Origin of the sequence: Actinomyces sp. MRS3W (assembly GCF_032465695.1) — a bacterium.
In the GTDB taxonomy this organism is placed as follows: domain Bacteria; phylum Actinomycetota; class Actinomycetes; order Actinomycetales; family Actinomycetaceae; genus Actinomyces.
In genome coordinates this window covers 32,175-57,318 of sequence record NZ_JAWDJJ010000209.1, presented here as the reverse complement: position 1 = coordinate 57,318, position 25,144 = coordinate 32,175, and the positions used below count along the sequence as shown (strand labels likewise).

At 64.8% G+C, this 25,144-nt stretch carries 19 protein-coding genes and 2 pseudogenes; 17 read left to right on the top strand and 4 right to left on the bottom strand.

The features are described 5' to 3' along the window. Together RWX45_RS08010 and RWX45_RS08005 are read right to left on the bottom strand one after the other, a co-directional pair. Positions 1–676: pseudogene (locus RWX45_RS08010) on the bottom strand (hypothetical protein); the annotation flags it as partial. A 24-nt stretch (positions 677–700) separates the two neighbouring features. After that, entirely contained in the window at positions 701–2,023 is a 1,323-nt protein-coding gene (locus tag RWX45_RS08005) for a glycoside hydrolase family 27 protein (RefSeq protein WP_316023203.1), read from the bottom strand. A 183-nt stretch (positions 2,024–2,206) separates the two neighbouring features. Here RWX45_RS08005 and RWX45_RS08000 point away from each other — a divergent pair, with 183 nt between their 5' ends. From RWX45_RS08000 to araA, 6 genes and pseudogenes are all read left to right on the top strand, one after another. Beyond that, positions 2,207–3,235, top strand: a complete 1,029-nt coding sequence (locus RWX45_RS08000; protein WP_316023202.1) for a LacI family DNA-binding transcriptional regulator — start codon at positions 2,207–2,209, stop codon at positions 3,233–3,235. Continuing rightward, a pseudogene (locus tag RWX45_RS13490) lies at positions 3,232–3,384 on the top strand (LacI family DNA-binding transcriptional regulator); the annotation flags it as partial. The gene RWX45_RS08000 and the pseudogene RWX45_RS13490, both read left to right, overlap by 4 nt. A gap of 60 nt (positions 3,385–3,444) precedes the next feature. Continuing rightward, a complete protein-coding gene (locus RWX45_RS07995) occupies positions 3,445–4,242 on the top strand; it encodes a substrate-binding domain-containing protein (protein ID WP_316023201.1) in 798 nt (265 codons plus the stop codon). A gap of 204 nt (positions 4,243–4,446) precedes the next feature. Then, complete coding sequence (locus RWX45_RS07990) at positions 4,447–6,420, top strand: glycoside hydrolase family 127 protein (RefSeq protein ID WP_316023200.1); 1,974 nt, start codon at positions 4,447–4,449, stop codon at positions 6,418–6,420. 200 nt (positions 6,421–6,620) lie between these two features. Next, the gene (locus tag RWX45_RS07985) at positions 6,621–7,358 is read left to right on the top strand and encodes an L-ribulose-5-phosphate 4-epimerase (RefSeq protein ID WP_316023199.1); all 738 of its coding nucleotides are present in this window, start codon (positions 6,621–6,623) and stop codon (positions 7,356–7,358) included. A gap of 134 nt (positions 7,359–7,492) precedes the next feature. Further along, the gene (gene araA, locus RWX45_RS07980; RefSeq protein ID WP_316023198.1) at positions 7,493–9,007 is read left to right on the top strand and encodes an L-arabinose isomerase; all 1,515 of its coding nucleotides are present in this window, start codon (positions 7,493–7,495) and stop codon (positions 9,005–9,007) included. A gap of 3 nt (positions 9,008–9,010) precedes the next feature. Here the strand turns inward: araA and RWX45_RS07975 are convergent, their stop codons facing one another. Both RWX45_RS07975 and RWX45_RS07970 read right to left on the bottom strand, forming a co-directional pair. Beyond that, the gene (locus RWX45_RS07975; RefSeq protein ID WP_316023197.1) at positions 9,011–10,057 is read right to left on the bottom strand and encodes a LacI family DNA-binding transcriptional regulator; all 1,047 of its coding nucleotides are present in this window, start codon (positions 10,055–10,057) and stop codon (positions 9,011–9,013) included. After that, positions 10,042–11,067 carry a LacI family DNA-binding transcriptional regulator gene (locus RWX45_RS07970; protein WP_316023196.1) on the bottom strand — a complete coding sequence of 342 codons (1,026 nt, stop codon included), beginning with the start codon at positions 11,065–11,067 and terminating at the stop codon, positions 10,042–10,044. The genes RWX45_RS07975 and RWX45_RS07970 overlap by 16 nt, the downstream gene beginning before the upstream one ends. Positions 11,068–11,294: 227 nt before the next feature. On the opposite strand from RWX45_RS07970, the gene RWX45_RS07965 reads away from it, so the two are divergent. From RWX45_RS07965 to RWX45_RS07915, 11 genes are all read left to right on the top strand, one after another. Beyond that, positions 11,295–12,800, top strand: coding sequence for an alpha-N-arabinofuranosidase (locus RWX45_RS07965; protein ID WP_316023195.1), 1,506 nt, complete (start codon positions 11,295–11,297; stop codon positions 12,798–12,800). A 48-nt stretch (positions 12,801–12,848) separates the two neighbouring features. Then, positions 12,849–14,105 carry a family 1 glycosylhydrolase gene (locus tag RWX45_RS07960; protein ID WP_316023194.1) on the top strand — a complete coding sequence of 419 codons (1,257 nt, stop codon included), beginning with the start codon at positions 12,849–12,851 and terminating at the stop codon, positions 14,103–14,105. A gap of 95 nt (positions 14,106–14,200) precedes the next feature. Beyond that, positions 14,201–16,288, top strand: coding sequence for an RICIN domain-containing protein (locus RWX45_RS07955; protein WP_316023193.1), 2,088 nt, complete (start codon positions 14,201–14,203; stop codon positions 16,286–16,288). Positions 16,289–16,357: 69 nt separating this feature from the next. Then, positions 16,358–17,632: an ABC transporter substrate-binding protein gene (locus RWX45_RS07950; protein WP_316023192.1), complete on the top strand. Its 1,275-nt coding sequence runs from the start codon at positions 16,358–16,360 to the stop codon at positions 17,630–17,632. A 266-nt stretch (positions 17,633–17,898) separates the two neighbouring features. Then, positions 17,899–18,711: a sugar ABC transporter permease gene (locus tag RWX45_RS07945; protein WP_316023205.1), complete on the top strand. Its 813-nt coding sequence runs from the start codon at positions 17,899–17,901 to the stop codon at positions 18,709–18,711. A gap of 89 nt (positions 18,712–18,800) precedes the next feature. Next, positions 18,801–19,571 (top strand): carbohydrate ABC transporter permease, encoded by a 771-nt coding sequence (locus RWX45_RS07940; protein WP_316023191.1) that lies wholly within the window; start codon positions 18,801–18,803, stop codon positions 19,569–19,571. A 151-nt stretch (positions 19,572–19,722) separates the two neighbouring features. Beyond that, positions 19,723–21,063: an extracellular solute-binding protein gene (locus tag RWX45_RS07935; protein ID WP_316023190.1), complete on the top strand. Its 1,341-nt coding sequence runs from the start codon at positions 19,723–19,725 to the stop codon at positions 21,061–21,063. A gap of 18 nt (positions 21,064–21,081) precedes the next feature. Beyond that, entirely contained in the window at positions 21,082–22,068 is a 987-nt protein-coding gene (locus RWX45_RS07930; protein WP_316023189.1) for a sugar ABC transporter permease, read from the top strand. Further along, entirely contained in the window at positions 22,058–22,981 is a 924-nt protein-coding gene (locus RWX45_RS07925; RefSeq protein ID WP_316023188.1) for a carbohydrate ABC transporter permease, read from the top strand. Before RWX45_RS07930 ends, RWX45_RS07925 begins: the two co-directional genes overlap by 11 nt. 89 nt (positions 22,982–23,070) lie before the next feature. Further along, complete coding sequence (locus tag RWX45_RS07920) at positions 23,071–24,039, top strand: aldose-1-epimerase (RefSeq protein ID WP_316023187.1); 969 nt, start codon at positions 23,071–23,073, stop codon at positions 24,037–24,039. Between the two features lie 22 nt (positions 24,040–24,061). Then, on the top strand, positions 24,062–25,102 hold the full coding sequence (locus tag RWX45_RS07915) for a LacI family DNA-binding transcriptional regulator (RefSeq protein ID WP_316023186.1): 1,041 nt from the start codon (positions 24,062–24,064) through the stop codon (positions 25,100–25,102). The last annotated feature ends 42 nt before the right edge of the window (positions 25,103–25,144 follow it).

The window sequence follows — 25,144 nt, the reverse complement described above, 5'->3', positions numbered from 1 at the left end:
AGACCTCGGCCCTCATGTTCCCGCCGCAGCCCCAGGGCTCATTGCCGATCCCGAAGAAGGGCACCCGCCACGGTGCTTCGCGGCCGTTGGCCCGTCGCAATCGCGCCATGGGGGAGTCGCCGTCCCGCGTGAGGTAGTCGACCCATTCGCTCATCTCTTGCACCGTTCCGGAACCGACGTTGCCGGTGATGTAGGCGTCGGTGCCGAGCAGCTCGCACAGCTCCATGAACTCGTGCGTGCCGAAGGAGTTGTCCTCCACCACGTCCCCCCAGTTAGTGTTGACCATGGTGGGGCGCTGCTCCTTGGGGCCGACGCCGTCGCGCCAGTGGTACTCATCGGCGAAGCAGCCGCCCGGCCAGCGCAGGTTGGGGATGGCGATGGCCCGGAGCGCCTCAATGACGTCGGTGCGCAGGCCGTGGATGTTGGGGATGGGGGAGTCCTCGCCCACGTAGAAGCCGCCGTAGATGCACCGGCCCAGGTGCTCGGCGAAATGGCCGTAGAGGTGGCGGGAGATGATGGGGCCGGGGACGTCGAGGTCGACGACGGCGCGGCTGGGCTGAATGGACATGGTGCTCCTGACTTGGGCGGGTGATTCGGTGGTGGAAGCAGGCTCGTGCGAGCTGTGGCTGTCTGCCGCCGTGCGGAAGACGGTGGATGGAATGAAGGGCAGCGACATGATCAATCTTTCAAGTAATGGTGATCAATGGCCGGTCACTGCGCAGAACATGCTCGCGCCGTGCGCAGGCACAACGCTCTGCCACCAGCCATCGGTCAGCGTTTGAGTCTCGCCCGACCACAGATCGAGCACCGCAGCCGTCGCCGCTGGCAGGCCGAGATCGTCCACATGCAGCCGGATACGTCGCGGCGACCGGCCGAGATTGAAGACGGCGCGAACCTCTTGCTTGTCGCGCTTGACGGCCGCGTCGGTGTTGCGGCAATGATCGGGGCGGAGTGTGGATCGCCAGACGACAAGCTCCTGGTCCCGGATAATTTCGCGGCAGTTCTCGCCGCGCTCGCCGACGGCGAGAACCGCATCGGCTTGAAGGAGAGCGATTGTCTCCGGAACGGAGTCGGGAAGGTGCCCGCCGACCATGAGTGGTGAGCGCGCGATGCTCCACAGTGTCACCACCGTGCGTTGTTCCTCAAGGGTGAGGCGCGAATCGCGTGGTCCGCCGACATGTGCTCGTATGCCCAGGCGCCCGAGCGGAAGCATATCGAGATCACCGACGCCGTCGTCGGACTGGACGTGGGCCCAGCGGGCGGCTCGTTGGAATTGTTCAACTATGGCCGGCCAGTCATCCCACAGATCGTCCGAGACACGCCACATCTCGGCGTTATCTCGAAGAAAAGCAGCATGTTCGAGCGAGAGCTCGCGTCCGGGGGAGAGGCTGAGGATAATCCCTCCTCCCGCGTGTTCAATAGCCCGGTGAATCATGGTGATGTCCGCTCGCCTGATGGGCGGATAGAGAACGTCATCGACTTTGACGAAGTCGACGCCCCACTGCGTCAAGAGAGCGAACACCGAGTCATACCATGCTTGGGAACCAGGATGATCGGGGAGAACGCCCTCATAATCCGGATTCCAGGGACACCGCTCCGACTCGGGTGCCGCAATGTCCCGAGCGGTGTATGAGGTCCCCAGGATCGGGGAGTCGGCCTGCACCGCCCGCCGCGGGATTCCGCGCATGAGGTGAACCCCGAAGCGCAGCCCCATGGCGTGCAGGGCCTCGGCCAATGGCGAGAAGCCGCGCCCGTTCGCGGCGGAGGGGAAGCGCGAGACGACGGGCTGAGGGCGGCCGTAGTCATCGATGACGGCATTGGAGACGGAGTTGTAAGCGTTGATTCCGGGGTCGGGCTCGTACCACTGGATGTCGACGACGACGGTATCCCACCCATGCGGGAGCAGGTGGTCTCGCAGGAAGCGTGCGTTATCAAGCACCTCCTGCTCGGTGACCGAACCGCCGAAGCAGTCCCAGGAGTTCCAGCCTCGCGGCGGGACAGTGGCTGATGCAGGTGACGTCATTGTCATCTCCTCACGTGGCAGTGCGACGATATGATGACCGCAACGATGAAGCGTTGTCAACTCGGTGGGCTCGCATGTGCCGACGCCAGACGACGGCGAGGATGCTGGTGATGAAGCGTGGCACATCGCAGCTCTATACCGCAGTCGGTAGCGTGTGCCCACGAGGATCGGGGGTGAGATGCCATGGCTGCCACAATGCGTCAGGTTGCTGAACTGGCTGGCGTGTCGCTCAAGTCGGTCTCGCGCGTGGTCAATGACGAGCCCAATGTGAGCCAAGCGCTGCGGCGCAAGGTATTGGCAGCCATCGATGAGCTCGGCTGGCAGCCCAACGCCCTCGCCCGGACGCTGCGGACCGGGCGGACCGAGACCATAGCGGTATTGATCCCCGAACTACGTGATCGTTGGGTCGCTGCGCTGACACAGGCCCTGGTTGTCGAGGCGGATCGGCGCGGTCTCACGGTCACCATCGAGCCCTGTGGGGGTGATCCCGAGCGGGTATCACAGGTGCTCATTGAGCAGAGGACGGCGTTTGACGGCGCCATATTGGTGGGCACTGTTCACGGTGATACCCCGAGCCCGCCGCCCGATTATGCGTTGCCAACGTGCAGCATAGGGGCATGGGCGGATGCGGAGGGGAGCGGATCATCAGACCGGGTGTGTCTTGATCTCGACCGCGCTGCGGACGCGGTGGCGCGGCACTTGCGCGCTCTGCGATTCAAGGCCATCGCCGTCGTTGGGCCGCCTCAGCCCGGGCAGGAGGCCATGACGCGGGCGCTGGCCGATGCGATTCCGGGCGCCGTTGTTCTAGACGCCCAGTCCTGTGCACATCGCGCGGAGGGGCTTCGGATCGGTCGGGCGCTCACCAAGGATCGGACGGCGGTGGATGCGGTGGTGTGCGCGGACGATGACCTAGCGCTCGGGGTGCTATCTGGACTGCTTGCTGGCGGGGTACGCGTGCCGGAGGATGTTGCCGTGTGCGGCTGCGGAGACCTCGAAGACGGCCGATTCTCGACCCCCACACTGACAACCCTGCGCTTCCCCATGTCCGAGATTGCCCGAGCGGCCCTCGACGATCTGGAACGCCGATGGGAAGTAGAGGCGCGGTCGCCGCACAGCACCACGGTGGGGCCGACACTGGTGCGCAGGGAATCAACGCTCGGCTTCAGCTCGGCTGTCTACATCGAGCGGCGACGATCGGGGGGTGCCTTGTGAGAGGGCGTGTCAGGCTGCGGGATGTTGCCGAGGCCGCGGGCGTCTCGCTCTCGACTGCGTCGACGGCTTTGTCGTCCCGCCCCAGCGGGACAACCCGGCTGTCCCCGAGTACGCGCGAGCGCGTGCGCCGGGCTGCCCGCCGCCTCGGCTATGTTCCCTCGGAAGCCGCCAGAGGCCTGGCGCGGGGCTCGTTCGGGCGAGTCGCCATTGTGGTTCCCAACCTGCATCAGCCCTACTTCTCGCAGATTGCCGAGCTACTTATTGATGAGCTCGCCGGCCGGGGAATGCGTTCAACGATCCGCCTGACGGAGGACATCCCGGAACGGGAGGTCGAGGCTGCCTTGGGCATTTCCACGCACGACGCCGATGCGGTGCTCCTATGTCCCCATCACCTCAACGACGCGCTACTCGCCGGTAGGCGGCCAGCGCTGCCCGTTGTCCAGGTTGGGGCGCTGCCGACCGAGGGGATTGCCAGGGTTGCCATGGATGAGTATGGCGGTGCGCTCGCAGTGGCACGTCATCTGGTCGAGTCGGGGCGGCGACGTATCGCCAACCTTTCGACGGCGGGCCTAGGCGGGGAGGGCGGCCCACGTTTCCAGGCATATCTTGACGCTTTGCAGGAGGCAGGCCTGTCAGCCGATGAGGAGCTGTTCGTAGCCGGTGAGGACTGGGACCGCCGCGATACGGGACTGGAATCCACTATCGGGCTGCTGCGCTCGGGTGTCGACTTCGATGCCCTCATGTGCGTCAATGACGCTGTTGCGATCGGAGCGATGCGCGCACTCCAGGCCGCCGGCTTGCGGATCCCGGACGACGTCGCCGTGACGGGTTTCGACAACACGGAGGAGGGGGCTTACAGCACCCCATCGCTCACGACTGTCGACCCCGGCAGCGCCGAGATGGCTCGACTCGCCGTGCAACAGGTGATCGCTCTGCTCGAGGGCCGTGCACCGGTACCGGACGCGGCCGCTGCTACGCGGCTCATCGTGCGTGATTCCAGTCGCTAATCGCTCTTCCCGGGCTGATTCCCGGTCTCGCGGGCATGTTCCCGGGCCGCGGCCCGGTCGGGAGCAGCCCGGTCGCGGTATGTCCGACGGGTCGTCAAGCGGTTGTGGGCACTCGGCGCCGATCCACTGGGCGACGCGGCATTCCGGTCGCCTGACGTATCGTCACCAAAACGTAATTGACAACGCTTCATCAATTCCTTCATCATGGTCGTGCCACAACGATGTGAGGAGCAGACCGTGTCATCAGCGCAGCCCCAACGGACAGGAACAGCCGGACGTGTGAGCGTCCCGGCGCTGCCCGGGACCCATGCGAAACGCACTCCCCTCGGCATCGGCTCCGTCAGGATCGCGGCGGACAGCCTGATCGGTCGCTGGCAAGCCCGTAACGCAGAACGAACCCTCCCGCACTGCATCGCGAACCTTGAATCCTCGGGGGTTATGGACAACTTCCGGCGGGTGATCGGGGAATCTGGTGCGGAGTATCGCGGCTTCGTCTTCGCCGATTCTGATCTGTATAAGGTCATTGAGGCGGTCGCCTGGGAAATCGCCCGTTCGGGAACGCACGATTTCGATGCGTGGCTGGACGAGTCGATCTCGCTCATCTCTCGCGTCCAGGAGCCCACCGGGTATCTGCACACCTGGATTCAGGGAGGACATCCCGATAAGCGCTTCGCCGAACTCGACTGGACGCATGAGATGTACGTCCTCGGTCACATGATCCAGGCCGGAGTGGCCCTGGATCGTGCCGCGGGAAGGGATGACTTACTGCGGATCGCCATCCGCTTCGCGGCACTCGTCGACCGCCGCTTCGGTCCGGGCAGAGAGGACGGAATACCCGGACACCCTGAAATCGAGACGGCGCTCATCGAGTTGTACCGCCACACCGGCCAGCTGCGCTGGCTCAAGTTGGCCGAACATCTTGTCAATCAGCGCGGACACGGCATCCTTCCCAACAAAGGATTCGGCAACCGGTACTACCAAGACCACATTGCTGTACGCGATGGCGTGGATCCGTCTGGCCATGCCGTCCGCCAGCTGTATCTGAACGCCGGAGTCACCGATCTGTACCTGGAGACCGGAGAAGAGGCGCTGCTCGCCGTCATGCGGGAGCAGTGGCAACGTGTCCACGAACGCAAGATGTACCTGTCCGGCGCCTTCGGCTCCCGACACCGCGACGAGTCCTTCGGCAACGACTACGAGTTGCCCTCGGACCGCGCTTACGCCGAGACCTGCGCAACTATCGCCGACCTCCACTGGACATGGCGCATGATGCTTGCGAACGAGGACCGCCGCTATGGCGACGTCATGGAACGCGAGTTGTTCAACGCCCTGGCGGCATCCGTGGACCATAGTGGTACGCGGTTCTTCTACTCCAACCCCATGCAGCGACGCCCCGACCGCTTCAGCGAGGAAAACGCTCCGGCCGAGCGCCAACCCTGGTACTCGTGTGCATGCTGCCCACCCAATATCGCCCGCATCATCGCTCAGGCAGGTGCCTATATCGCCACCGTTCAGGGCGGCAACGTGCTCGAGATCCATCAGCTCATCGCCGCGGATATTGATCTGCCTGCCGCTCTCGGCGGGGGTAGATTGGTCATTCAAACGCGTTATCCCGCAGACGGTGACGTAGCGCTCCGGCTAGAGGGCTCGGCGCTACCACCCGGCGCATACCTGCGGGTCCGCATTCCGGCATGGGCCGACGGCGCCACGCTGCTTGTAGACGGTCAGTCGCGGGCAGTATCCGAAGGCGAGCTGGCTCAAGGTTACGTTGAGATCAACGCGGACGACGTCGACGGCGCTGTCCTCAGGCTCCCGATGCAGCCCCGCTGGACGGCGGCACACCACCGCGTGGACGCAGTCCGTGGAAGTGTCGCCCTTGAGCGTGGTCCCATCCTGTACTGCCTGGAGCAGGCCGACCTTCCCCAGGCCGTCGCTGCCGATGACGTGTATCTTCCCGAACCGCCGGCAATCACCGAGCTGCCGCTTGCACCGGATGCCCCGGCACCCACGCTGCGGGTTGGGATGCATGTACATGCGCCTGAAGACACGCTCTATCGAGATGCGTCTTGGAACGAGCGCGGTCGTTCATCCCCAACAATTCACGCGGACATGGTGCCGTTTTCCACCTGGGGCAACCGTGGCCCAGGCGCCATGCGCGTATGGATCCCTGTTTTCTGACCTGCTGCTTGAAGCTAGAGGGGGAGGGTATCGTGGCCTTGACTCTCTGAAAGTGAACGTTCACAATAGGGGCGTCCGGGCGGCGGCCGCATGCCGCGTTCGGAGCCGGACACGTCGGGCTCGAGGGGGTGCCCTTGGGTGTGGCTGGTTTTGTGTGTTGCTGCTAGAACTTCAAACCCGCTATGAGAGGGAGAAATGAGATGACCGAGCGGATCGTACTGGCCGAGCTGGATCCTGAGGTGCAGGCGGCCGTGGCCGCTACTCGGGAGAAGGTGGCGGTGCTGCATGCCGAGTTGCCCCGTTGGGGGCTGGTGGTGTGGACCGCCGGCAACGTCTCCGAGCGGGTGACGCTGACTCGCGCCGACGGCAGTGTGGAGCGGACCGACCTGTTCGTCATCAAGCCCTCGGGGGTGTCGTATGACGAGTTGAGCGCGGACAACATGGTGGTGTGCACCCTGGATGGGGACAAGATCGAGGATGGCACGCCGGCCTCGCTGGCGCCGTCGTCCGACACGGCGGCGCACGCCTACGTTTATCGGCACATGGACCGTGTGGGCGGGGTGGTGCATACCCATTCGACCTATGCGACGGCTTGGGCGGCGCGGCGTGAGCCGATCCCGTGTGCGTTGACGATGATGGGTGATGAGTTCGGCGGGCCGATCCCGGTGGGGCCTTTCGCCCTGATCGGGGATGACTCGATCGGACGCGGCATTGTGGAGACCCTTAAGGACTCCAAGTCCCCGGCCGTTCTCATGGCCAACCACGGCCCCTTCACCATCGGTAAGGATGCGCGGGCGGCGGTTAAGGCTGCGGTGATGTGCGAGGAGGTTGCCCGTACCGTGCATATTGCGCGCCAGGGCGGTGAGCTGGAGCTTATTGATCAGGATCTCATCGACCGGCTCAACGACCGCTACCAGAACGTCTACGGACAACACTGAGCACGCGGTGGCGGTACCGCCCGGTCTGCTTGACACGTCCTGGTCTGCCCTGCCGCATGTTGCTCGGCCTTTACCCACTTACTCGGCTACTTACCTACTGACGACTCCGTCACTGATTCAAAGGAGAATTCCGCATGAACGCCCTTCCCAGCCCGTTTACCGGCAAGGCGATCTGGTTCCTCACCGGTTCCCAGGACCTCTACGGTGAGGAGACCCTCGCCCAGGTCGCCGACCAATCCCAGCAGGTGGCCGCCTGGCTCGACGACGCCGACGCCATCCCGGTGCGCATTGTCTGGAAGCCGGTCCTCAAGGACCGCGACGCCATCCGCACCGCCATGCTCGCCGCTAACGCCGACGACTCCTGCATCGGCGTCATCGCCTGGATGCACACCTTCTCCCCGGCCAAGATGTGGATCGCCGGTATTGACGCCTTGGCCAAGCCGCTGGTTCAGCTGCACACTCAGTACTCCGAGTCCCTGCCCTGGTCCACCATCGACATGGACTATATGAACCTCAACCAGGCGGCCCACGGCGACCGCGAGTTCGGCTACATCCTCACCCGCCTGAACCAGCCCCGCAAGGTCGTCGTCGGCCACGCCTCCCAGGCCGCCACCCAGGCCAAGATTGCCACCTGGGCGCGTGCCGCCGCCGGGTGGGACTCCCTCCACCACACCCGCCTCGTCCGCTTCGGGGACAATATGCGCAACGTTGCCGTCACCGAGGGCGATAAGACCGAGGCTGAGCTCCGCCTCGGAGCGAGCGTCAACACCTGGGGTGTCAACGACCTCGTTGCCGCCGTCGACGCCGTTACCGACGCCGAGATCGACGCTCTTATCGAGGAGTACCTCGCCGCCTACGACGTCGTCGAGGAGCTGCGCCCCGGTGGTGAGCGGCACGAGTCGCTGCGCTACGGCGCCCGCATCGAGGCCGGCATGCGGGCATTCCTGGAAGAGCGCGGGGCCACGGCCTTCACCACGAACTTCGAGGACCTGGGCGGGCTGCGTCAGCTGCCCGGGCTGGCGGTCCAGCGGCTCATGGCCGACGGCTACGGCTTCGGCGCGGAGGGCGACTGGAAGACCGCCCTGCTCGTGCGCGCAGCCAAGGTCATGGGCTACGGCCTGCCCGGCGGCGCTTCCCTCATGGAGGACTACTGCTACGAGATGACCCCGGGCAAGGAGAAGATCCTCGGCGCGCACATGCTCGAGGTGTGTCCCTCGCTCACCGAATCCAAGCCGCGTCTGGAGATCCACCCGCTGGGTATCGGCAACCGGGAGGACCCCGTGCGGCTCGTCTTCGACGCCGATCGCGGCGCCGGGCTGGTGGTGGCCATGTCCGACATGCGCGAGCGCTTCCGCCTGACCGCCAATGTCGTCAACGTGGTCGGCCCCGACGAGCCGCTGCCCAAGCTGCCCGTCGCCCGCGCCGTGTGGGAGCCCGCTCCGGACTTCTACACCTCGACCGAGTGCTGGATGCAGGCCGGCGCCGCCCACCACACCGTCATGACCACGGCCACCACCCTGGCGATGTGGCAGGACCTGGCCGAGATCGCGCAGATGGAGCTCGCCGTCATCGATGAGCACACCAACACCCGCCGTTTCGGACACGAGCTGCGGGCCGCGCAGGTGTACTACCGCCTCAACCAGGGCTGAGGCTCAGTTACCGGATGGCGCAGCCGCTGCACTTCTCCCCGCCCCGGCGCTGTTGACTGTGGAATCACGCACCGACAGCGCCGGGGCGATCTCGATCACCCGCGCCGCGTCATCATCTGCGCGGGTCGGGTCCGGCCCGAGCAGCCCAAGCGCCGCACTGGCGAGGGCGGGCAGGTCCAGGGATACGCTGGTGAGCGTCGGGGTGGAGAAAATGGCCGTCTCGGTGTCGCCGCGGCCGATGACGGCCACGTCGTCCGGTACTCGTACGCCTCGACGGCGCAGCGCACTGGTCACTCCGGCGGCGAGCGCATCGTTGTGGCACACGACAGCGTCCACGGGTGCGCCCGCATGCGCCAGACGTGCTACCGCTTCGACTCCGCCGAGTAGCCCGTCCGGGCTGTCCGCTCGGAGGACAAGCTCGTCATCTACCGTCAGCCCGGCCCGCCGCAGCTGCTCGGTGCACGCTGCGGTCCATCGGTCGGCGTCACTCGATATCCCGACGACGGCGGGGTGATGACGACTCAACTCGCGCAGGTGAGCGGCAATGAGCTCCGCCTGCGCCGAAGCGGGACACGCCGCTCGCGGCAGGGCAGGCGGGCCATCGTCCGCGATAAGGACGAGTGCGCGCTCGGACGGGGTGTCATCTGTGGGACTCTGCGCCGTCGGATCGAGCCCCCGCGGAACGAGAATGGCCGCGTCTGATTGGCGCGCCCAGGTGCCATCGAGGATCTCCTGCTCCCGGTCTGGCTCCCCGCGAGTCAATTCGAGAATGACGGCCACGCCACCGGCTGCCTTCATCACTTCCTGGGCTAGGGCGGCGTACAGGGGCTGCTGCAGCGTGGGGATCGCCAGAGTGATGCTTCCACGGCGCCCCGAGCGCAGCGCCGAAGCGCTCGTATTGAGCCGATAGTCGAGCTGCGTCACCGCTTCCATCACGCGACGACGGGTCTCCGGTGAGGCCCCCGGAGCGCCATGCAGCACGTTGGAGACCGTCTTGGCGGACACCCCCGCCCGCGCGGCAACATCGCTCATGGTCACCCGTGCGGCCACGGAGCTTCACCTCCCACCGTTGAATCCCTGGCTAGCAGTGCCACATCTTCCATGACCGTGCGCGGCGGCTGCGACGGGGACTCGATGCGCCGACGCAGCAGCGACACGGCATCGGCGGCGTAGGCGGCCAGGAAGGGGGACACGGTGGTGAGCGACGGAGAGGTGTAACGGGATATCTCCAGGTTGTCGAAGCCGGTGACGGCTACGTCGTCGGGAACTCGTACCCCGGCCTGAGCGAGTTGGCGAAGCGCACCGAGCGCCAGACCGTCATTGAAGGCGATGACGGCGTCGAAGGGCACCTGCCGCGAGAGCAACGTGCGAATGGCAGCGGCGCCGTCCGTACGCCGCCACTCGTTGGAGGCAATGACACGGTCCTCGTCGATCGCCAAGGCGTGGTGCTTCATATGGGCGCGCCACGCTGCCATGCGGGTGCGCCCCGCCGCGTGTCCTCGAGCACCGGGCAAGGGCGCTCCCAGCGCCGCAATGCGGGTGCGTCCCAGGGCATGCAGATGCGACACGACCAGGCCGATGCCCTGGTCATTGTCCATGGTGACGCGGTCGACGGCGTCATGGTGCCGCTCTCCGAGCAGCACGAGCGGGTGGCCGGCGGCAGCGTCCCGGAGCTGCGCCGTCGACATTCCCTGCCAGTACATGATCGTGCCGTCGAGCTCCCGGTGTTGGGCGAGGAAAGAGGCTTCACCCTCCCCATGCTCGCCAGTGACCCCGAGTACAACCGTCAGACCATGGCGGCGGGCCTCGGCGGCGATGCGGTCGGCGATCTCCGCAAAGAACGGTTGATTCAACTCGGGAACCGCCAGCCCGATGATGCCGGAACGGCCGGTGCGCAGCGAACGTGCCGAAGCGTTGGGGGAGTAGTCGGTCTGCGCCACCGCGGACAGCACACGCTCGCGAGTGGCGGGGGGGACCCCGGGCTCGTTGTTGATGACCCGAGACACCGTCTTCGCCGAGACACCGGCCAGGGCGGCGACGTCGAGGAGGGTGGCGGCCATGCGCGGCAGCATACCGGCAAACGCTGTCATTGTGCGGAGGCACACGTTCAACGATGTCATAACGCTATGTTGTGGCCGAAGGAGGTGTAGTCGCTGAAATATGAGGAAAAAGTTGAATGTATGGGAGGCGTGCGGGGAACATCGGTGTTGACAACGTTGAAGTAGGGAGGTCATGATGATGCTGCAAGCCGGAAGGCACACCCGACAGGCTCAAAGGAGAGGCACTCTTGTCTGCACGTATCTCGGTCGACGTCGACCGCCCCATCGGTGAGATCTCGCCCCGCATGTATGGCTCCTTCGTTGAGCACATGGGCCGGTGTGTCTACACCGGCATCTTCGAGCCGGGACACCCCACCGCCGACGAGCATGGCCTGCGCCAAGATGTCATGGAGCTGGTCAAGGAGCTCGGCGTGACCACGGTCCGCTATCCCGGCGGCAACTTCGTGTCCAACTACCGCTGGGAGGACGGCGTCGGTCCGATTCAGGACCGACCCCGCCGCCTCGAGCTCGCCTGGCACACCACTGAGCCCAACACCTTCGGCACCGACCAGTTCATGACCTGGTGCGACCAGGCCGGCATCGAGCCGATGATGGCCATTAACCTCGGCACCCGCGGAGAGACCGACGCGGTCAACCTCCTCGACTACGTCAATGGCCAGGTGGACACCGAGTACGCCAATATGCGCCGCGCCAACGGGCACGAGGAGCCCTACAACGTGCGCATGTGGTGCCTGGGCAACGAGATGGATGGCCCCTGGCAGGTCGGCCACAAGAACGCCGAGGACTACGCCTACCTGGCCCTGTCCACCGCCCGCGCCATGCACATGGTGGATCAGAACCTCGAACTGGTGGCCTGCGGCTCCGCCTCCTGGGAAATGCCCACCTTCGGCGACTGGGAGCGCACCATCCTCGACTTGGCCTACGACGAGGTCGATTACATCAGCCTCCACCGTTACGTCGACCCCGACGCCCAGGACCGCGCCAGCTTCCTCGCTGCCGGCGTGGACCTGGACCGCTTCATCGACGGCGTGATCGCCACCGCCGACGCCGTCGGCGCCAAGCACCGCTCGAGTAAGAAGATCATGGTCTCCGTTGACGAGTGGAACGTCTGGCGCCTGGGGGCATGGAACTCCATCGAGCACAGCTTCGCTCCCGAGGACTGGCCGGAGGCGGCCCCCCGCATTGAGGACGTCTACACCGGCGCCGACGCCCTGGTGGTGGGTGGCATGCTCATCTCCCTGTTGCGCCACGCCGACCGCGTCAAGGCGGCCTCCCTGGCGCAGCTGGTCAACGTCATTGCGCCGATTATGACGGAGAAGGGTGGTCGGGCCTGGCGCCAGACCACCTTCTACCCCTTCTCCATCGGGGCGCGGATCGCGCGCGGCAAGGCCTACGACGCCGTCGTCGCCAGCCCCACCACCGGCACCGAGTGCTACGGTGACGTTGACGCGGTCGACGCTGTGGTCACGTGGGATGAGGAAGCCGCAACCGGTTCCCTGCTCGCACTGAATCGTTCACTCACCGACTCCATCGACGTCACCGCCGCGCTTGGATCGCTCGGCGCCAGCCGAGTCGTGAGCGCGCAGATCATCGCCCCCGACGACCTCGACGCCGTCAACACCGCCGACGATCCCGACCGTGTACGCCCCGTCGCTCACGAGGTCTCACTGGTCGACGGCGTGCTGGCCACCACCCTGCCGCCGGCCAGCTGGCTCGCCGTCGAGCTCGGTTGAGCAGAGGGCATCGGAAGATCCGTCGCGAGCAAGGAGCAGGAAACTCCCATGGCGAGCAAGTGGTATGAGGACGGGGCGCTGCACTTCGCCCTCGGATTCGAGGACACCTTCGTGCCTCAGCCCGGGCCGGGCGAGCGGCCTATCGACGAGTACGAGTTGACTGAGCACTACACGCGTTATGACGAGGACTTCCGCAACGCCGCTAGGTCAGGGGCCGAGCTCCTGCGGTGGGGGCTCCCCTGGTATCGGGTCAACCCCGAACCGGGCGTGTGGGACTGGGACTGGGCTGACCGCGCGGTGGATGCGCTGACCACCGCAGAGCTTCGGCCAGTCCTGGACCTCCTTCACTACGGCACGCCCCTGTGGCTTGATGATCAGTTCCTTAACCCCGACTATCCGGAACGGGTCGGTGACTACGCCCAGGCCGTCGCGGAGCGCTACGGAGACCGGATTGAGGACTACACACCTGTCAACGAGCCTATGATCCATGCGCTCTTCTGCGGCGAGTACGGCTACTGGCCTCCGTACCGCTCGGGGTTCGAGGGCATGTGCCAGGTCGCCCTCGCCTTGGCGAAGGGCTTTGTGCTGAGCCAACAGGCAGTCACGGCGGCCTTGGGATGCCGAGCGACTTTCGTACACGTCGATGCAGGTATGCGCTACGCCAGCGCGGATCGAGATTCCGAACACCAGCAGACTATTGCCAGGCTGAATGAGCAACGTTTTCTCGTGGAGGACCTCGTGACCGGGCGCGTTGACTCAGCCCATTGTCTGGCTGAGAGCCTCATGAGGCACGGCGTCTCGGAGACGGATCTTGACTGGTTCTCCACTTATCGGGCCATGCCGGATGTCATGGGCGTGAACTACTATCCGCGCCAGTCAACCGAGCTATTCGAGAACGGCGTCTATCACACGGGCGGCTTCGCGGATCCGCGCCCCTCACGTGATGACGGGACAGAAGGCCTCGTTGACGTCCTGACGACCTGGTCTCGGCGCTACGGTGTTCCAGTCATGCTCACGGAGACCTGTGTGACGGCGAGCGTGGCCGAGCGAGTGGCATGGATGCGCGAGTCTGTCAGCGCCATTGAGAGCCTCCGGGACGATGGCCTCAACGTCGTCGGCTACACATGGTGGCCCTTGTTCGACATGTACGAGTGGACCTATCGCCACACGACCGAGCCTCGCGGCTCCCACCTTCTCACGATGGGACTTCAGGACCTCGTCGAGACTTCGAAAGGACTCACGCGCAGGGACAACGACGCCTTGCTGGAGTTCCAACGGCTCGCGGGTGCTTGTACCCGGGTCTGAGGTTGCGCGGGCCGGCTGAAGGGCTACGACTAGCCCATCCCGGCTTGTACTTCCCATCGCGACACCCCATCCATCGCTGAGCTCAAAGGAGAGACATGACGAACCTCAGCCGGCGTCACTTCGTAGGCGCTGCTTTGATGACGGGAGTTGCTGCGCATCTGATCGGTGAGATACCGGAGGCCGCAGCCGCAACCCTCACGGACCTCAGCCCCCAGCTTATCTACTCGCCGGACGCAGGAACCTCATTTAACCCAGAAGGAGGGCGCGCGGCGGGAACGACCTACGCGAAGACGATCATCCTGAAGAACTCGGGTTCTTCCAACGGAACCGCTCTGGTCACCTACGACCAGCTCGTCCTGGAGAACGGGGTCCAGGTCTACCCGATCTACCGTCGCCTAGCAGGCTCCGACCAGTGGACCAGGATTGCGACTATCACGCCCAGCCAACAGTTCCCGTCCCTGACTCGCACCGCGCAGCCGTTCCTCTACGAGGTGCCACCGGGAACCGCTGGGATCACAGCTGGAACGCTGCTCTTCGCTGGCATGATCATGCCCGAGGACCGTTCAAGTTCCACTCTGGTCCTCTACTCTTCCGTGGACCACGGCATGAGCTGGACCTACCTCAGCACCATCGATGCCGGAGGACCCGCCACCTACGACCCCTCACCCAGCTCGACCACCACCACCGTCTGGGAACCTTCGCTCGCTGTTGACGCCCAGGGTGGACTGGTCGCGTACTACTCGGATGAGCGCCAGAAGAAGGATGGGGTCCTCCAGGCTGTGGTGTATCGCCGGTCGCTGGACGGGGGAAAGACATGGGGCGAGCTGGTCAACGTCTCCGCCCCCAATAATCGTAGCGATCGCCCGGGCATGATCACTGTGACCAGGATGGCGAACGGCAAGTACATCGCCGTCTATGAGGTGGTCAATCGCCCGTCCCGTACCCAGAACAATGCGGTCATCTACTACCAAATCTCCGAGGACGGGCTGACCTGGCAGGAGCGGAGTATCGGCACCAAGATTGAACTCGCTGACGGGCGCGGCATCGGCTCCTCACCGTTCGTCCGTTGGGTTCCCGAGGGCGGTCCAGAGGGAATGGTGGTCGTTGCCTCGAAATGGGCGTTGGACGCGGAGGGGAACATCGACGGCGGCCAGAACTACTATGTCAACCGGGCCAGCGGACAAGGAACCTGGGAACGCCTTCCGTACGGTGCCACGTACGACGCGTCTGATACCGCGGGAGGAACGTTCTCTGGGTTCGCGCAGGCGCTTGACTACGACCCCTCCACCAGGACACTGTGGCAGGCGACGAATGTCGAAAACCTGACAACAGGCTACAACGACATCGTCATGGCGCCGACACCGCTCAACGCCGTCGTATACGAGGCAGACCTCGCTGCATGCAGCAATACGCGCCTGGTTACGCACGGAGACGCGAGTAACGGTTCCAAGATCGGCGATATCAACGAGAGCACCTCGACCGTCACCTTTGCGGTGACCGCGCCCCAGGATGGGACCTATTCTCTGGATGTCCGTTATGACAATGGTACTGGGGCGCCTTCCTCGCATCAGCTCTCGGTCAACGGCACACGCATCGGGACGATCCGGTATGCCGCTACCCATGACTGGGGACGATTCGGGTGGGCGAGCACAACGGTGACGCTTCGCTCAGGACTCAATACCATCGTGTTCAGCAAGGGAACCTCCTACGCGGAGATCGACCTCATCCGCGTGCGGGCCAGCGAGGTAGATATGCCGCTGAACCTTCGCCTCCTCAACCGAGGCAGCGGCAAGTATCTTGAGATTCCTTCCGAACAGACCGCGAACGGGGTGGGCGCAGTCCAATGGGAACGGACCAGTAGCCAAACTCAAGTCTGGAACTTGGCAGCCGAGGCCGGCGGCGTCTTCACCCTCCGTAACGTCAACTCCGGTCTCCTACTGGAGATCCCTGCGGCACAGACCGCGTCCGGGGTCCAAGCCGTTCAGTGGGCGGACACCGGCCACGCGACTCAGCGATGGGCCATGACGAGCGACGACGATTGGTTCCGGGTTGTCAACTCACACTCGGGCCTCACGTTGGAAGTTGCTTCGGGGAGTACCGAGAACGGTGCGGCCGTCCAGCAGTGGCAGGCAAATACCTATCCCTGCCAGCAATGGCGTCTCAGCGTCGAAGGTGCGCAATAGCACTTCTCAGGCTGAGCACACACAAACACAGCAATCGGATAACACCACATCTCAAGGGAGAGAACAGACATGGTAACGATCGACAGACGCCGTTTTCTCGGCCTCGCCGCCTCAACAGCCGTGATGACAACGCTCGCGGCTTGCGGAGGTGGTGGCAGCCAGTCGTCCAGTACCGGCGAGGGCGGCACCACCACCCTCAAGCTCTGGCACGGCTACACCGAGGCCGACGGTAAGGTTCTCGACTCCATCGTCGAGGCCTTCAACGCCAGCCAGGACACCTATAAGGTCGAAGCCGAGGTGACGGCATGGAGTTCCATCAGCGAGAAGCTCCTCACCAGCCTCAGCGCAGGTGACGGCCCGGACATCGTCTGTCAGGGCGTCGACACCGGGCCTGGTTATGCCAAGCAGGGCGCTTTTATCCCCCTCCAGGACTTCTACGATGACCCCGAGACCTACACCTCCTCGTCGGTCTACTACAGCAATGTCGTGGAGCAGGTCACCTGGGACGGAGCTACATACGCGGTTCCCATGGGCGTCTCCGCCTTCGCGGTTTGGTACAACACCGCCATGTGGGAGGCGGCCGGCCTTACGGAGGCCGACTACCCCACCACGGTGGACGAACTCATCGAGGTGGCGAAGAAACTCACTATCGCCTCGGACGACGGCGGCGCCCCCAAGCAATACGGGCTTGCCTTGCCCGACTCCGATGCCGGGGTCCTCTCCACCCTCCTGCATTCGGGCGGCGGGGACTTCATTAGCGACGGCGAGGTGCTCATCGATTCCCCCGAGAACATCGCGACCCTCACGACCTGGCAGAAGGCCTTTACCGAGGACCACATCAGCCCGGTCGGCATGGACGTCAACGCTGCAGCGCAGCTCTTCCAGGGCGGTAAGGCTGCCATGATCCTCAACGGGCCGTGGCAGATCACCGCAGCGGCAACTAGCGGGGTCGAGGTAGGGCTCTTCCCCTGGCCCGGGGACTGGGTCGAGTCCGTGGCTATGTACTGGTACGCAACCTCCATGGTCAACACCGAAGAAAAGACCAAAGCCGCCTACGCCTTCATGGATTTCTGGAACTCTCACGAGCAGCAGGTGGCCTGGACTGCGTCTTACTACCCGCCCAATCGCTCCGACATCACGGCGGACGAGTTCTCCGACCCACTCGTCGCGACGCTGTCCACTTTCTCGGACCAGGCGCATTACTACATGACAGGGGTGGATACGTCCGTCACCGACATCACCAATGAGACGAGCTCCATGATGAGCAAGATCGCCGCTGGTGGTGACGTGGCAGCTCTGGTGGCCGAGTGTCAGACCAAGGTCGAGGGGTACATGGCCTCCTGAAGCCAGGGGTGGTGGGCGTGCCGAATCCGACACGCCCACCACCCGGCCCGGGCTGACACAGCGGACAACCAAGGGGGAGCACAAAGGACATGACAGGACTGATGGATACGGGTCGGAGAAAACGACCTCTCGAGCCACGCACAAGCGCCGTGCCGCGCCAACGAGTAATTGACTCGCGGGAAAGACAAGCACGGGCTCGTCGTCGCCAACGAAGGCTCGATGCGCACGGTCTCGCCTTCAGCGGTCCTGGCCTGCTGATCTTGAGCGTGTTCGTCCTGGTGCCGACGTTCTATGCGCTCTGGCTATCGTTCACCGATGCTTCCGGCTTCAACACCCCGCAACTGATCGGCCTGGACAACTACATCACAGCTTTCACCGATCCCGACTCTCTCGGGGCTATCGGGCACACGATCCTCTACGCTGCGCTCTACCTGCCCAGCGTCATCATCGCAGCGCTCGCAGTCGCGATCCTTCTTAACCGTTCAGACCTTGTCGCGCGAGGCGCGATGCGAACAATCATCTTTGTGCCCTTTATTATTTCGATGGCGGTGGCGGCGCTAGCATGGGGGTTCATCCTGGATCCGGAACTGGGAATCCTCCCGTATTGGTTGAGTAAAATCGGGCTCCACATTCCGGACCTGCTTAACTCCACCACCTGGGCCATGCCCACGGTCGTATTCGTCGCTGTGTGGAAGAACTTCGGGTACTTCATGGTGATCTTCCTCGCCGGCCTGCAGAACGTCCCGCGCGAGCTGTACGAGGCAGCTTCTATCGACGGTGCAGGCACTTGGAAAAAATTCACATCGGTGACCCTGCCGGGGTTGCGCCCCACAATGACGTATGTCGTCGTCCTCGCTGCCAATGGGGCCTTCCAGGCATTCGACCAGATCTACATCATGACTAAAGGCGGGCCATTGCGTTCGACGGAGACGGTGGTATATCGCGTTTACACGGAGGGCTTCATGAACTTCCGGCTCGGCGAGGCCTCGGCGCTCTCCTTTGTGCTCATGGCCCTGACCCTGCTCGTCGGGATCGGCCAGCTCATCATCAGCCGCCGCCAGGAGAAGGACCTCGCATGACCATCTCGCTACAAGCACGATCCAGCAAGACCACAAGTAGACGGGGCTCTCGCGTTCTGGCTAACTTAGCGGTCCTTGCCGTCGCTATCTTGGCGGCCTTCCCTCTGCTGGTCGTCCTCATCACGGCCTTCAGCCCACAGTCCGATGTGCTGTCTTGGCCGCCATCCTTGCTGCCCTCATCTTGGACTGCTGAGAATTTTGCAGGGGTCTTCGAGCGTCTGCCGGTGTGGGCCGAGCTGCGCAACACCGTGGTTCTGTCCGTCTCGGTTACCATACTTTCCCTGATCTTGGACTCGCTCGTGGCCTATGCGCTGGCGTTCGTCCCCTTCCGTGGACGTTCCGTGCTCTTCATCATCCTCATCTCAACGATGATGATTCCCTTCCAATCGTTGCTCGTCCCCCTATACAAAATGCTCTCCTCGGTAGGACTCGTGGGGACAATGATCGGTATGGTGTTGCCTCGCGCGGCCGACGTGACGGGTATCTTCCTCCTCCGGCAGTTCTTCATCCAGATTCCCCAGGATCTCCACAACGCAGCCCGGATCGACGGCGCCTCGGAGTTCCGCATCTACCGCAGCATCGTGTTGCCCAACGCCTCAGCGGGGCTCCTCACCCTGGGGATGTTCAACTTCATTGGGAACTGGAACGACATGCTCTGGCCCATGGTCATGACGAACTCGGCCGAGGACCGTACCCTCACAGCAGGGCTGGCCTTGCTCAACGGTTCCTCTCTGGGCGTGATCCCCTACGGTGTCACTATGGCCGGGTCGCTAATCTCCGTCATCCCACTCGTGGTCGTATTCGCCGTCGTTCAGCGTCGCTTCATTGAAGGGGTGGCCACTTCCGGGATCAAGGGCTGAGTACCAGATGCCCGGCAGATCATCGCCGGGTCTTGCTCCAACGGATAGGTCTGTCTCGCGAGACCTAGCGAACCAGGTCGCGCGGCAGGACATGAGGCTGCTCAGAGGTGCGCCGTGCCGCCTCCACCATCATGACAAGGAGGTCACCCCAATGAATCGCAATTCCTATGTGCGTGGAATGCCGCCCAGCCGGCGCAGTTTCCTCGCCGGAACGCTCCTGGGCGGTGCCGCACTCGCCGGAACCGGCCTGCTCGGGGGCTGTGCGTCGTCGGCGTCGGCCGACGACCGGACCAGAGTTCAGCTCTGGCATCTGTTCACCGGCGGAGACGGTGGCGTGTTCCAGGCGATGATGGACACCGTCGACCAACAGAACCCACAGCTTGAGATCGACCCCGTGGTGCTCACCTGGGGCGGTCCCTACTACACCAAGCTCGCCATGTCCTCGGTGGGCGGCCGCTCCCCGGATCTGGCCGTCATGCACGCCACTCGCGTGTTCGGCTACGCCCCCGGCGGGCTACTCGACACCTGGGACCTGAACCGCCTGGCCGACCACGGCATCACCCCGGACATGTTCCCCGATCTGCTGTGGGACAAGTGCTTCGTGAACGGCGAGCTCTACGCCATCCCCCTGGACTTCCACGCCTTCATCCTCTTCTACAACACCGAGCTGTGCGACCAGGCCGGGCTGCTCGCCGCCGACGGTACGCTCACGGGCCTGGATTCGCTCGAAGGCTTCCTCGACGCCGGTCGTCGCCTGGCAGAGGTGACCGGCGGGCAGGGGATGTCCTTCGGCTACACCGGCGACGGCGCCCAGGTCTCCCGCATGTTCTGGGGCCTGTACGCGCAAACTGGAGCCACCTGCACCCTTACCCCGGGGCAGGAAGCGAGCCTCGACCGCGACGCGGCCATCGAGGTCACCTCCTTCATCAAGGACATGCTCGACGGCACCGTCGCCGAGCCGGACATGGACTATGGCGGCGCGATCGCCTCCTTCTCCACCGGTCGCACCGGCATCACCTTCATGGGCAACTGGGAATACCAGAGCTTCCTCAGCGCGGGCGTCCCCCTGGACGCCATGCCGATGCCGAATGTTTTCGGTACCCCCGCCACTTTCGGGGACTCCCACGTGTTTGTGCTACCGCACCAGACCAGCGTGGACGAGGAGCGCCGCGATGCCGCCTATGAGGTGGTCGCCGGCATGCTCACCAACTCGCTCGACTGGGCGGCCGGCGGACACACCCCCGCCAATGTGGCGGTCACCGAGTCGCCGGAATACCAAGAGCTAGTGCCCCAGTCCCACTACGCCGAGGCGATCGACCAGGCCGTTTTCGAACCAGCCGCGTGGTTCACCGGCTCCGGCTCGGACTTCCAAGCGCGCGTTGCCGAGGTCATGCAGTCCTGCTGGCTGTCGGGCTCCCTCACTCCGGAGCAGGCCGTCGACGGTCTCATTGACCGCCTCAACACCATGCTCGCTCAGAACCCGCCTGCCTGAACGGAAAGGAGATCCATCATGTCTGTCAGCACGACATCCAGCGCAGCGCATGGCGCTCCGGCCGACACGGGGTCCGGGGCACCGGCCGGGCGCTCCGCCCGCGGCTCCGAGGACTCCTCTCGTACGGTGAGGCGACTCGGCTCGGGCCTGCCTTTTGCCGTCCCCTTCCTCATCGTGGCGGTCCTCTTCCTCATCGCTCCCATCGTCTATGGGCTGTGGCTGTCCTTGACCGAGCAGTCCCTCATGGGCAACGGTGGCTGGGTGGGTTTGGCGAACTATGCCGAGGCCCTGCGCGACCCGACCATGTGGTCGACCCTGTGGCACACCATCCTGTTCACCCTCATGAGCACAATCCCCCTCGTGCTCATCGCCCTGATCATGGCACTGCTTGTGTACATCGGCATCCCTGGCCAGTGGTTCTGGCGACTGTCCTTCTTCGCTCCTTATCTGCTGCCGGTCGCCGTCGTTGTACAAATCTGGACCTGGCTGTTCAACTCCGACGTCGGGTTCATCAACTATTGGCTTCAGCAGCTCGGCCTGGATAAGGTCGGCTGGCTGACCGACGTCGATGTGGCCATGTGGTCCATGGTCATCCTTACCGTCTGGTGGACGGTGGGCTTCAACTTCCTGCTGTACCTGTCCAGCCTCCAGGCCATCCCCGACCTGCTGTACGAGGCGGCCGAGGTCGACGGCGCCGGATTCTGGCGCAAGCTCTGGTCAATCACCCTGCCGCAGCTGCGCGGCACCACGGTGCTCGTCGCCACGCTGCAGGTGATCGCCTCGCTGAAGATCTTCGACCAGATGTTCATCGCCTTCTCCGGCGGCTCCGGCCCGGAAGGGTCCACCCGTCCCATCCTCCAATACATCTATGACACGGGCTTCACGAACTACCGCATGGGCTACGCCTCGGCGATGTCGTACATCTTCTTCATCGTCATCATCGTCATCACGGTGGCCTTCCGGTTCCTGACCCGCTCCCGGAAGGAGACAAGCAATGAGCGCTGAATCCGTCGTCACGTTCCACCAAGCCCGCAGCCGCACCCGCGCCGAGCGCAAGGCGGAAATCCGGCGCACCCGGGGGTTGCTGCTTGGCCAGAGCAAGGTGGCCCGCGTGGTTGCCTTCTTGATCCTCGCCCTGTTCGCATTCTCTTGGCTGTTGCCGCTGGCGTGGGCGCTGGACACCTCCTTCAAGACGGAGGTGCAGGCACAGTCTCTGCCGCTGCAATGGTTCCCCGACGGCGGTTTCACCCTCGAGAACTACCGCACCGTATTCGCGCGCGGTGAGGTGTTCACCTGGATGGGCAACACCTTCTTCATCGCTGCCGCCGTCACCGTCATCACCGTCATCATCAGCGCCCTGGCCGGCTATGCCTTCTCACGCACCGTATTCCGGGGTCGCAAGGCGCTACTCGCGCTCACGATCGCGCTCATTATGGTGCCCGGGCAGATCCTCATCGTGCCGCTGTTCAAGGAAATGGTGCTGTTCAACGCCGTTGACACCTTTGCCGGCGTCATCCTGCCGCAAACCATTGCTCCCATGATGGTCTACATCTTCAAACAGTACTTCGACCAAGTGCCCCAGGAAATCGAGGACGCCGCCCGCGTGGACGGCGCCAGCAACTGGCGGCTGTTCTGGAACGTCATCCTGCCGATCTCGCGTCCGATTGTGGCCGCCGTGGCGATCTTCGTGTTCATCGGTGCTTGGAACAACTTCATGTGGCCGTTCATCGTCACCAACAACCCCGACCTCATGACGCTCCCGGTGGGACTGTCAACGGTGAAGAACGCCTACGGCACCATCTACGCCCAGACCATGGCCTCGGCCATGATCGCGGCGCTACCGCTGACCATCCTGTTCATGCTCTTCCAGCGCCAGATCATCAAGGCGGTAGCCACCACCGGCCTGGGCGGTCAGTAATGCCGTCGGCTGCTGCGCGGGCCTCAGCTAACCTACGGCTACCGGAGAACCGTCCGGGGCCACAACCCCCAAGAGTCTGGACAGGAATCATGCACGACACTTCGCTCAACGGAGAGCTCATCGATTTGCGCGCCGGCGACTACGAGGCCCGCATCGCCACCTCGGGCGCCACCCTCGTTCACCTGCGCCGCCTCGGGCACGATCTGGTCATCCCCTTCGACGCCGACGCCGCCCTGCCCGGTGCCTGGCAGGGCAAGACCCTGGTGCCCTGGCCCAACCGCATCGCCGATGCCCGCTACACCTACCGGGGCGTGGACTACCTCGTGCCCTGCAACGAGCCGGAGACGGGGGCGGCCCTACATGGTCTGATCGGCTGGACAAACTTCGCCGTTGCGCCCGCGCCCAACGCCGCGACGGAGCAGCCCAGCGCGGTCACCCTCACCCTGGACCTGCCCGCCTCCTACGCCTACCCCTGGAGCCTGCACATCTCGGTCTGCTTCACCCTGGACGCCGCCACCGGATTGACCGTGACGACGACCTCCACGTGCACCGGCGCGGCCCTCTCGCCCGCCGCCGGCGTCGTCGGCGCCCCGGAGGAGAACGGCGTGCCCGCGCCGGCCCCGTACGGGGTCTCCTGCCACCCTTACCTGACCCGCTCGGTGCCGTTGGACGAGTGCACCCTGCAGGTCCCGGCCGGCCGTGTCCTCGACGTCGACGCCCACATGGCGCCGGCGGGGGAGCGTGAGGTAGCCGGCACCGACTGGGATTGGCGCACCGGACGCCTGGTTGGCATCACCGCCACCGACAATGCCTACACCGGCCTGCCCTCGGGCACTTGGCAGGTGCGCCTGACCGGAGGCGAGGGCGGGCACAGCGTCGTCATGGAGGCCGCTGCCCCCTGGGTCCAGGTCTACTCCGGTGAGCACCTGGCGCGCCGCGGCGTCGCCGTCGAGCCCATGACCTGCCCACCCAACGCTTTCAACACCGGCCAGGACCTGCTCACGCTCGCGGCCGGCCAATCCCACTCCTTCACCTGGAGTTTGTGGGAGGAAGACTGAGCCGCCCGGAGGCACGGCCGCTATGACTGAACAGACCGAGCAGCATGAGCGCGCACCGCAACGGCGTCGCCCGGGAATGATGGACGTCGCCCGTCTGGCGGGGGTGTCCCACCAGACCGTCTCTCGCGTTCTTAACCGCCCCGAGTCGGTCCGGCCCGCTACCTTGGCCAGGGTTCAGGCGGCCATTGACCAGCTCGGCTACCGTCGCAACATGGCTGCGCGGGCGCTGGTCACCGACTCCACCCGCATGATCGGCGTGGTGACCACCGGCTCCCATTTCCAGGGGCCGGCGTCGACGACGGCGGCGATCGAGGTGGCCGCACGGGAGGCGGGCTACGCCACGCTCGTCACCGCGCTTGAGGGACGCGAGGAAGATCAAGCGGAAGCGGAAGTGCGCGACGTCTTCGACTTCCTCATCGATCGCGGTGTGGATGGCATCATCGCTGTCGCCCCTCAGACGTGGATTGCCACGTCCGTTGAACGGGCCGCGCGTGCGGTCCCCCTGGTCGTCGTCGCCGACGGCCTGCCGCCTGCCGAGCGCATTCATGTGGTCTCCGTCGATCAGGAGCTCGGTGCGCGCATGGCGGTGGGGCATCTGCTAGGACTGGGGCGGGAACACGTCGTCCATCTGGCCGGTCCCCCGGACTGGTACGACGCCCTGGCGCGCGCCCGGGGCTGGCGCTCCTCGCTGGAGGATGCCGGTCGTGAGGTCCCGGCCATGATCGCGGGGGACTGGACTGCGGAATGCGGTTATCAAGTCGGCACGGAGATGGTGGCGCGCGGCTGCCCCGACGCAGTCTTCTGCGCGAACGATCTCATGGCGCTCGGGCTGCTGGCGGCGTTGCGCGATCAGGGCGTGCACGTCCCCGACGACGTTGCCGTGGTGGGCTTCGACGATACCCCCGGCACCGCGTTCTTCTCTCCGCCGCTCACGACCGTGCGTCAGCCCTTTGACGAACTCGGGGTGCTGTGCATGGAGGTGCTGCTGCGCGCCATCGACGGCGAGCCGGGCGCTACCCACTCCATCTCTCCCACGCTTCAGGTGCGCCGCTCCAGCAGCTGAGGCCGTGCCCGCGCCCCGCCGTCGGTCAGATGGCCCGCGGAC

Coding starts and splice junctions, on each gene's coding strand:
- RWX45_RS08005 (WP_316023203.1), bottom strand. CDS start 2,023: ATGACGTCACCTGCATCAGCCACTGTCCCGCCGCGAGGCTGGAACTCC.
- RWX45_RS08000 (WP_316023202.1), top strand. CDS start 2,207: ATGGCTGCCACAATGCGTCAGGTTGCTGAACTGGCTGGCGTGTCGCTC.
- RWX45_RS07990 (WP_316023200.1), top strand. CDS start 4,447: ATGGTCGTGCCACAACGATGTGAGGAGCAGACCGTGTCATCAGCGCAG.
- RWX45_RS07985 (WP_316023199.1), top strand. CDS start 6,621: ATGACCGAGCGGATCGTACTGGCCGAGCTGGATCCTGAGGTGCAGGCG.
- araA (WP_316023198.1), top strand. CDS start 7,493: ATGAACGCCCTTCCCAGCCCGTTTACCGGCAAGGCGATCTGGTTCCTC.
- RWX45_RS07970 (WP_316023196.1), bottom strand. CDS start 11,067: ATGGCCGCCACCCTCCTCGACGTCGCCGCCCTGGCCGGTGTCTCGGCG.
- RWX45_RS07960 (WP_316023194.1), top strand. CDS start 12,849: ATGGCGAGCAAGTGGTATGAGGACGGGGCGCTGCACTTCGCCCTCGGA.
- RWX45_RS07955 (WP_316023193.1), top strand. CDS start 14,201: ATGACGAACCTCAGCCGGCGTCACTTCGTAGGCGCTGCTTTGATGACG.
- RWX45_RS07950 (WP_316023192.1), top strand. CDS start 16,358: ATGGTAACGATCGACAGACGCCGTTTTCTCGGCCTCGCCGCCTCAACA.
- RWX45_RS07935 (WP_316023190.1), top strand. CDS start 19,723: ATGAATCGCAATTCCTATGTGCGTGGAATGCCGCCCAGCCGGCGCAGT.
- RWX45_RS07930 (WP_316023189.1), top strand. CDS start 21,082: ATGTCTGTCAGCACGACATCCAGCGCAGCGCATGGCGCTCCGGCCGAC.
- RWX45_RS07925 (WP_316023188.1), top strand. CDS start 22,058: ATGAGCGCTGAATCCGTCGTCACGTTCCACCAAGCCCGCAGCCGCACC.
- RWX45_RS07920 (WP_316023187.1), top strand. CDS start 23,071: ATGCACGACACTTCGCTCAACGGAGAGCTCATCGATTTGCGCGCCGGC.
- RWX45_RS07915 (WP_316023186.1), top strand. CDS start 24,062: ATGACTGAACAGACCGAGCAGCATGAGCGCGCACCGCAACGGCGTCGC.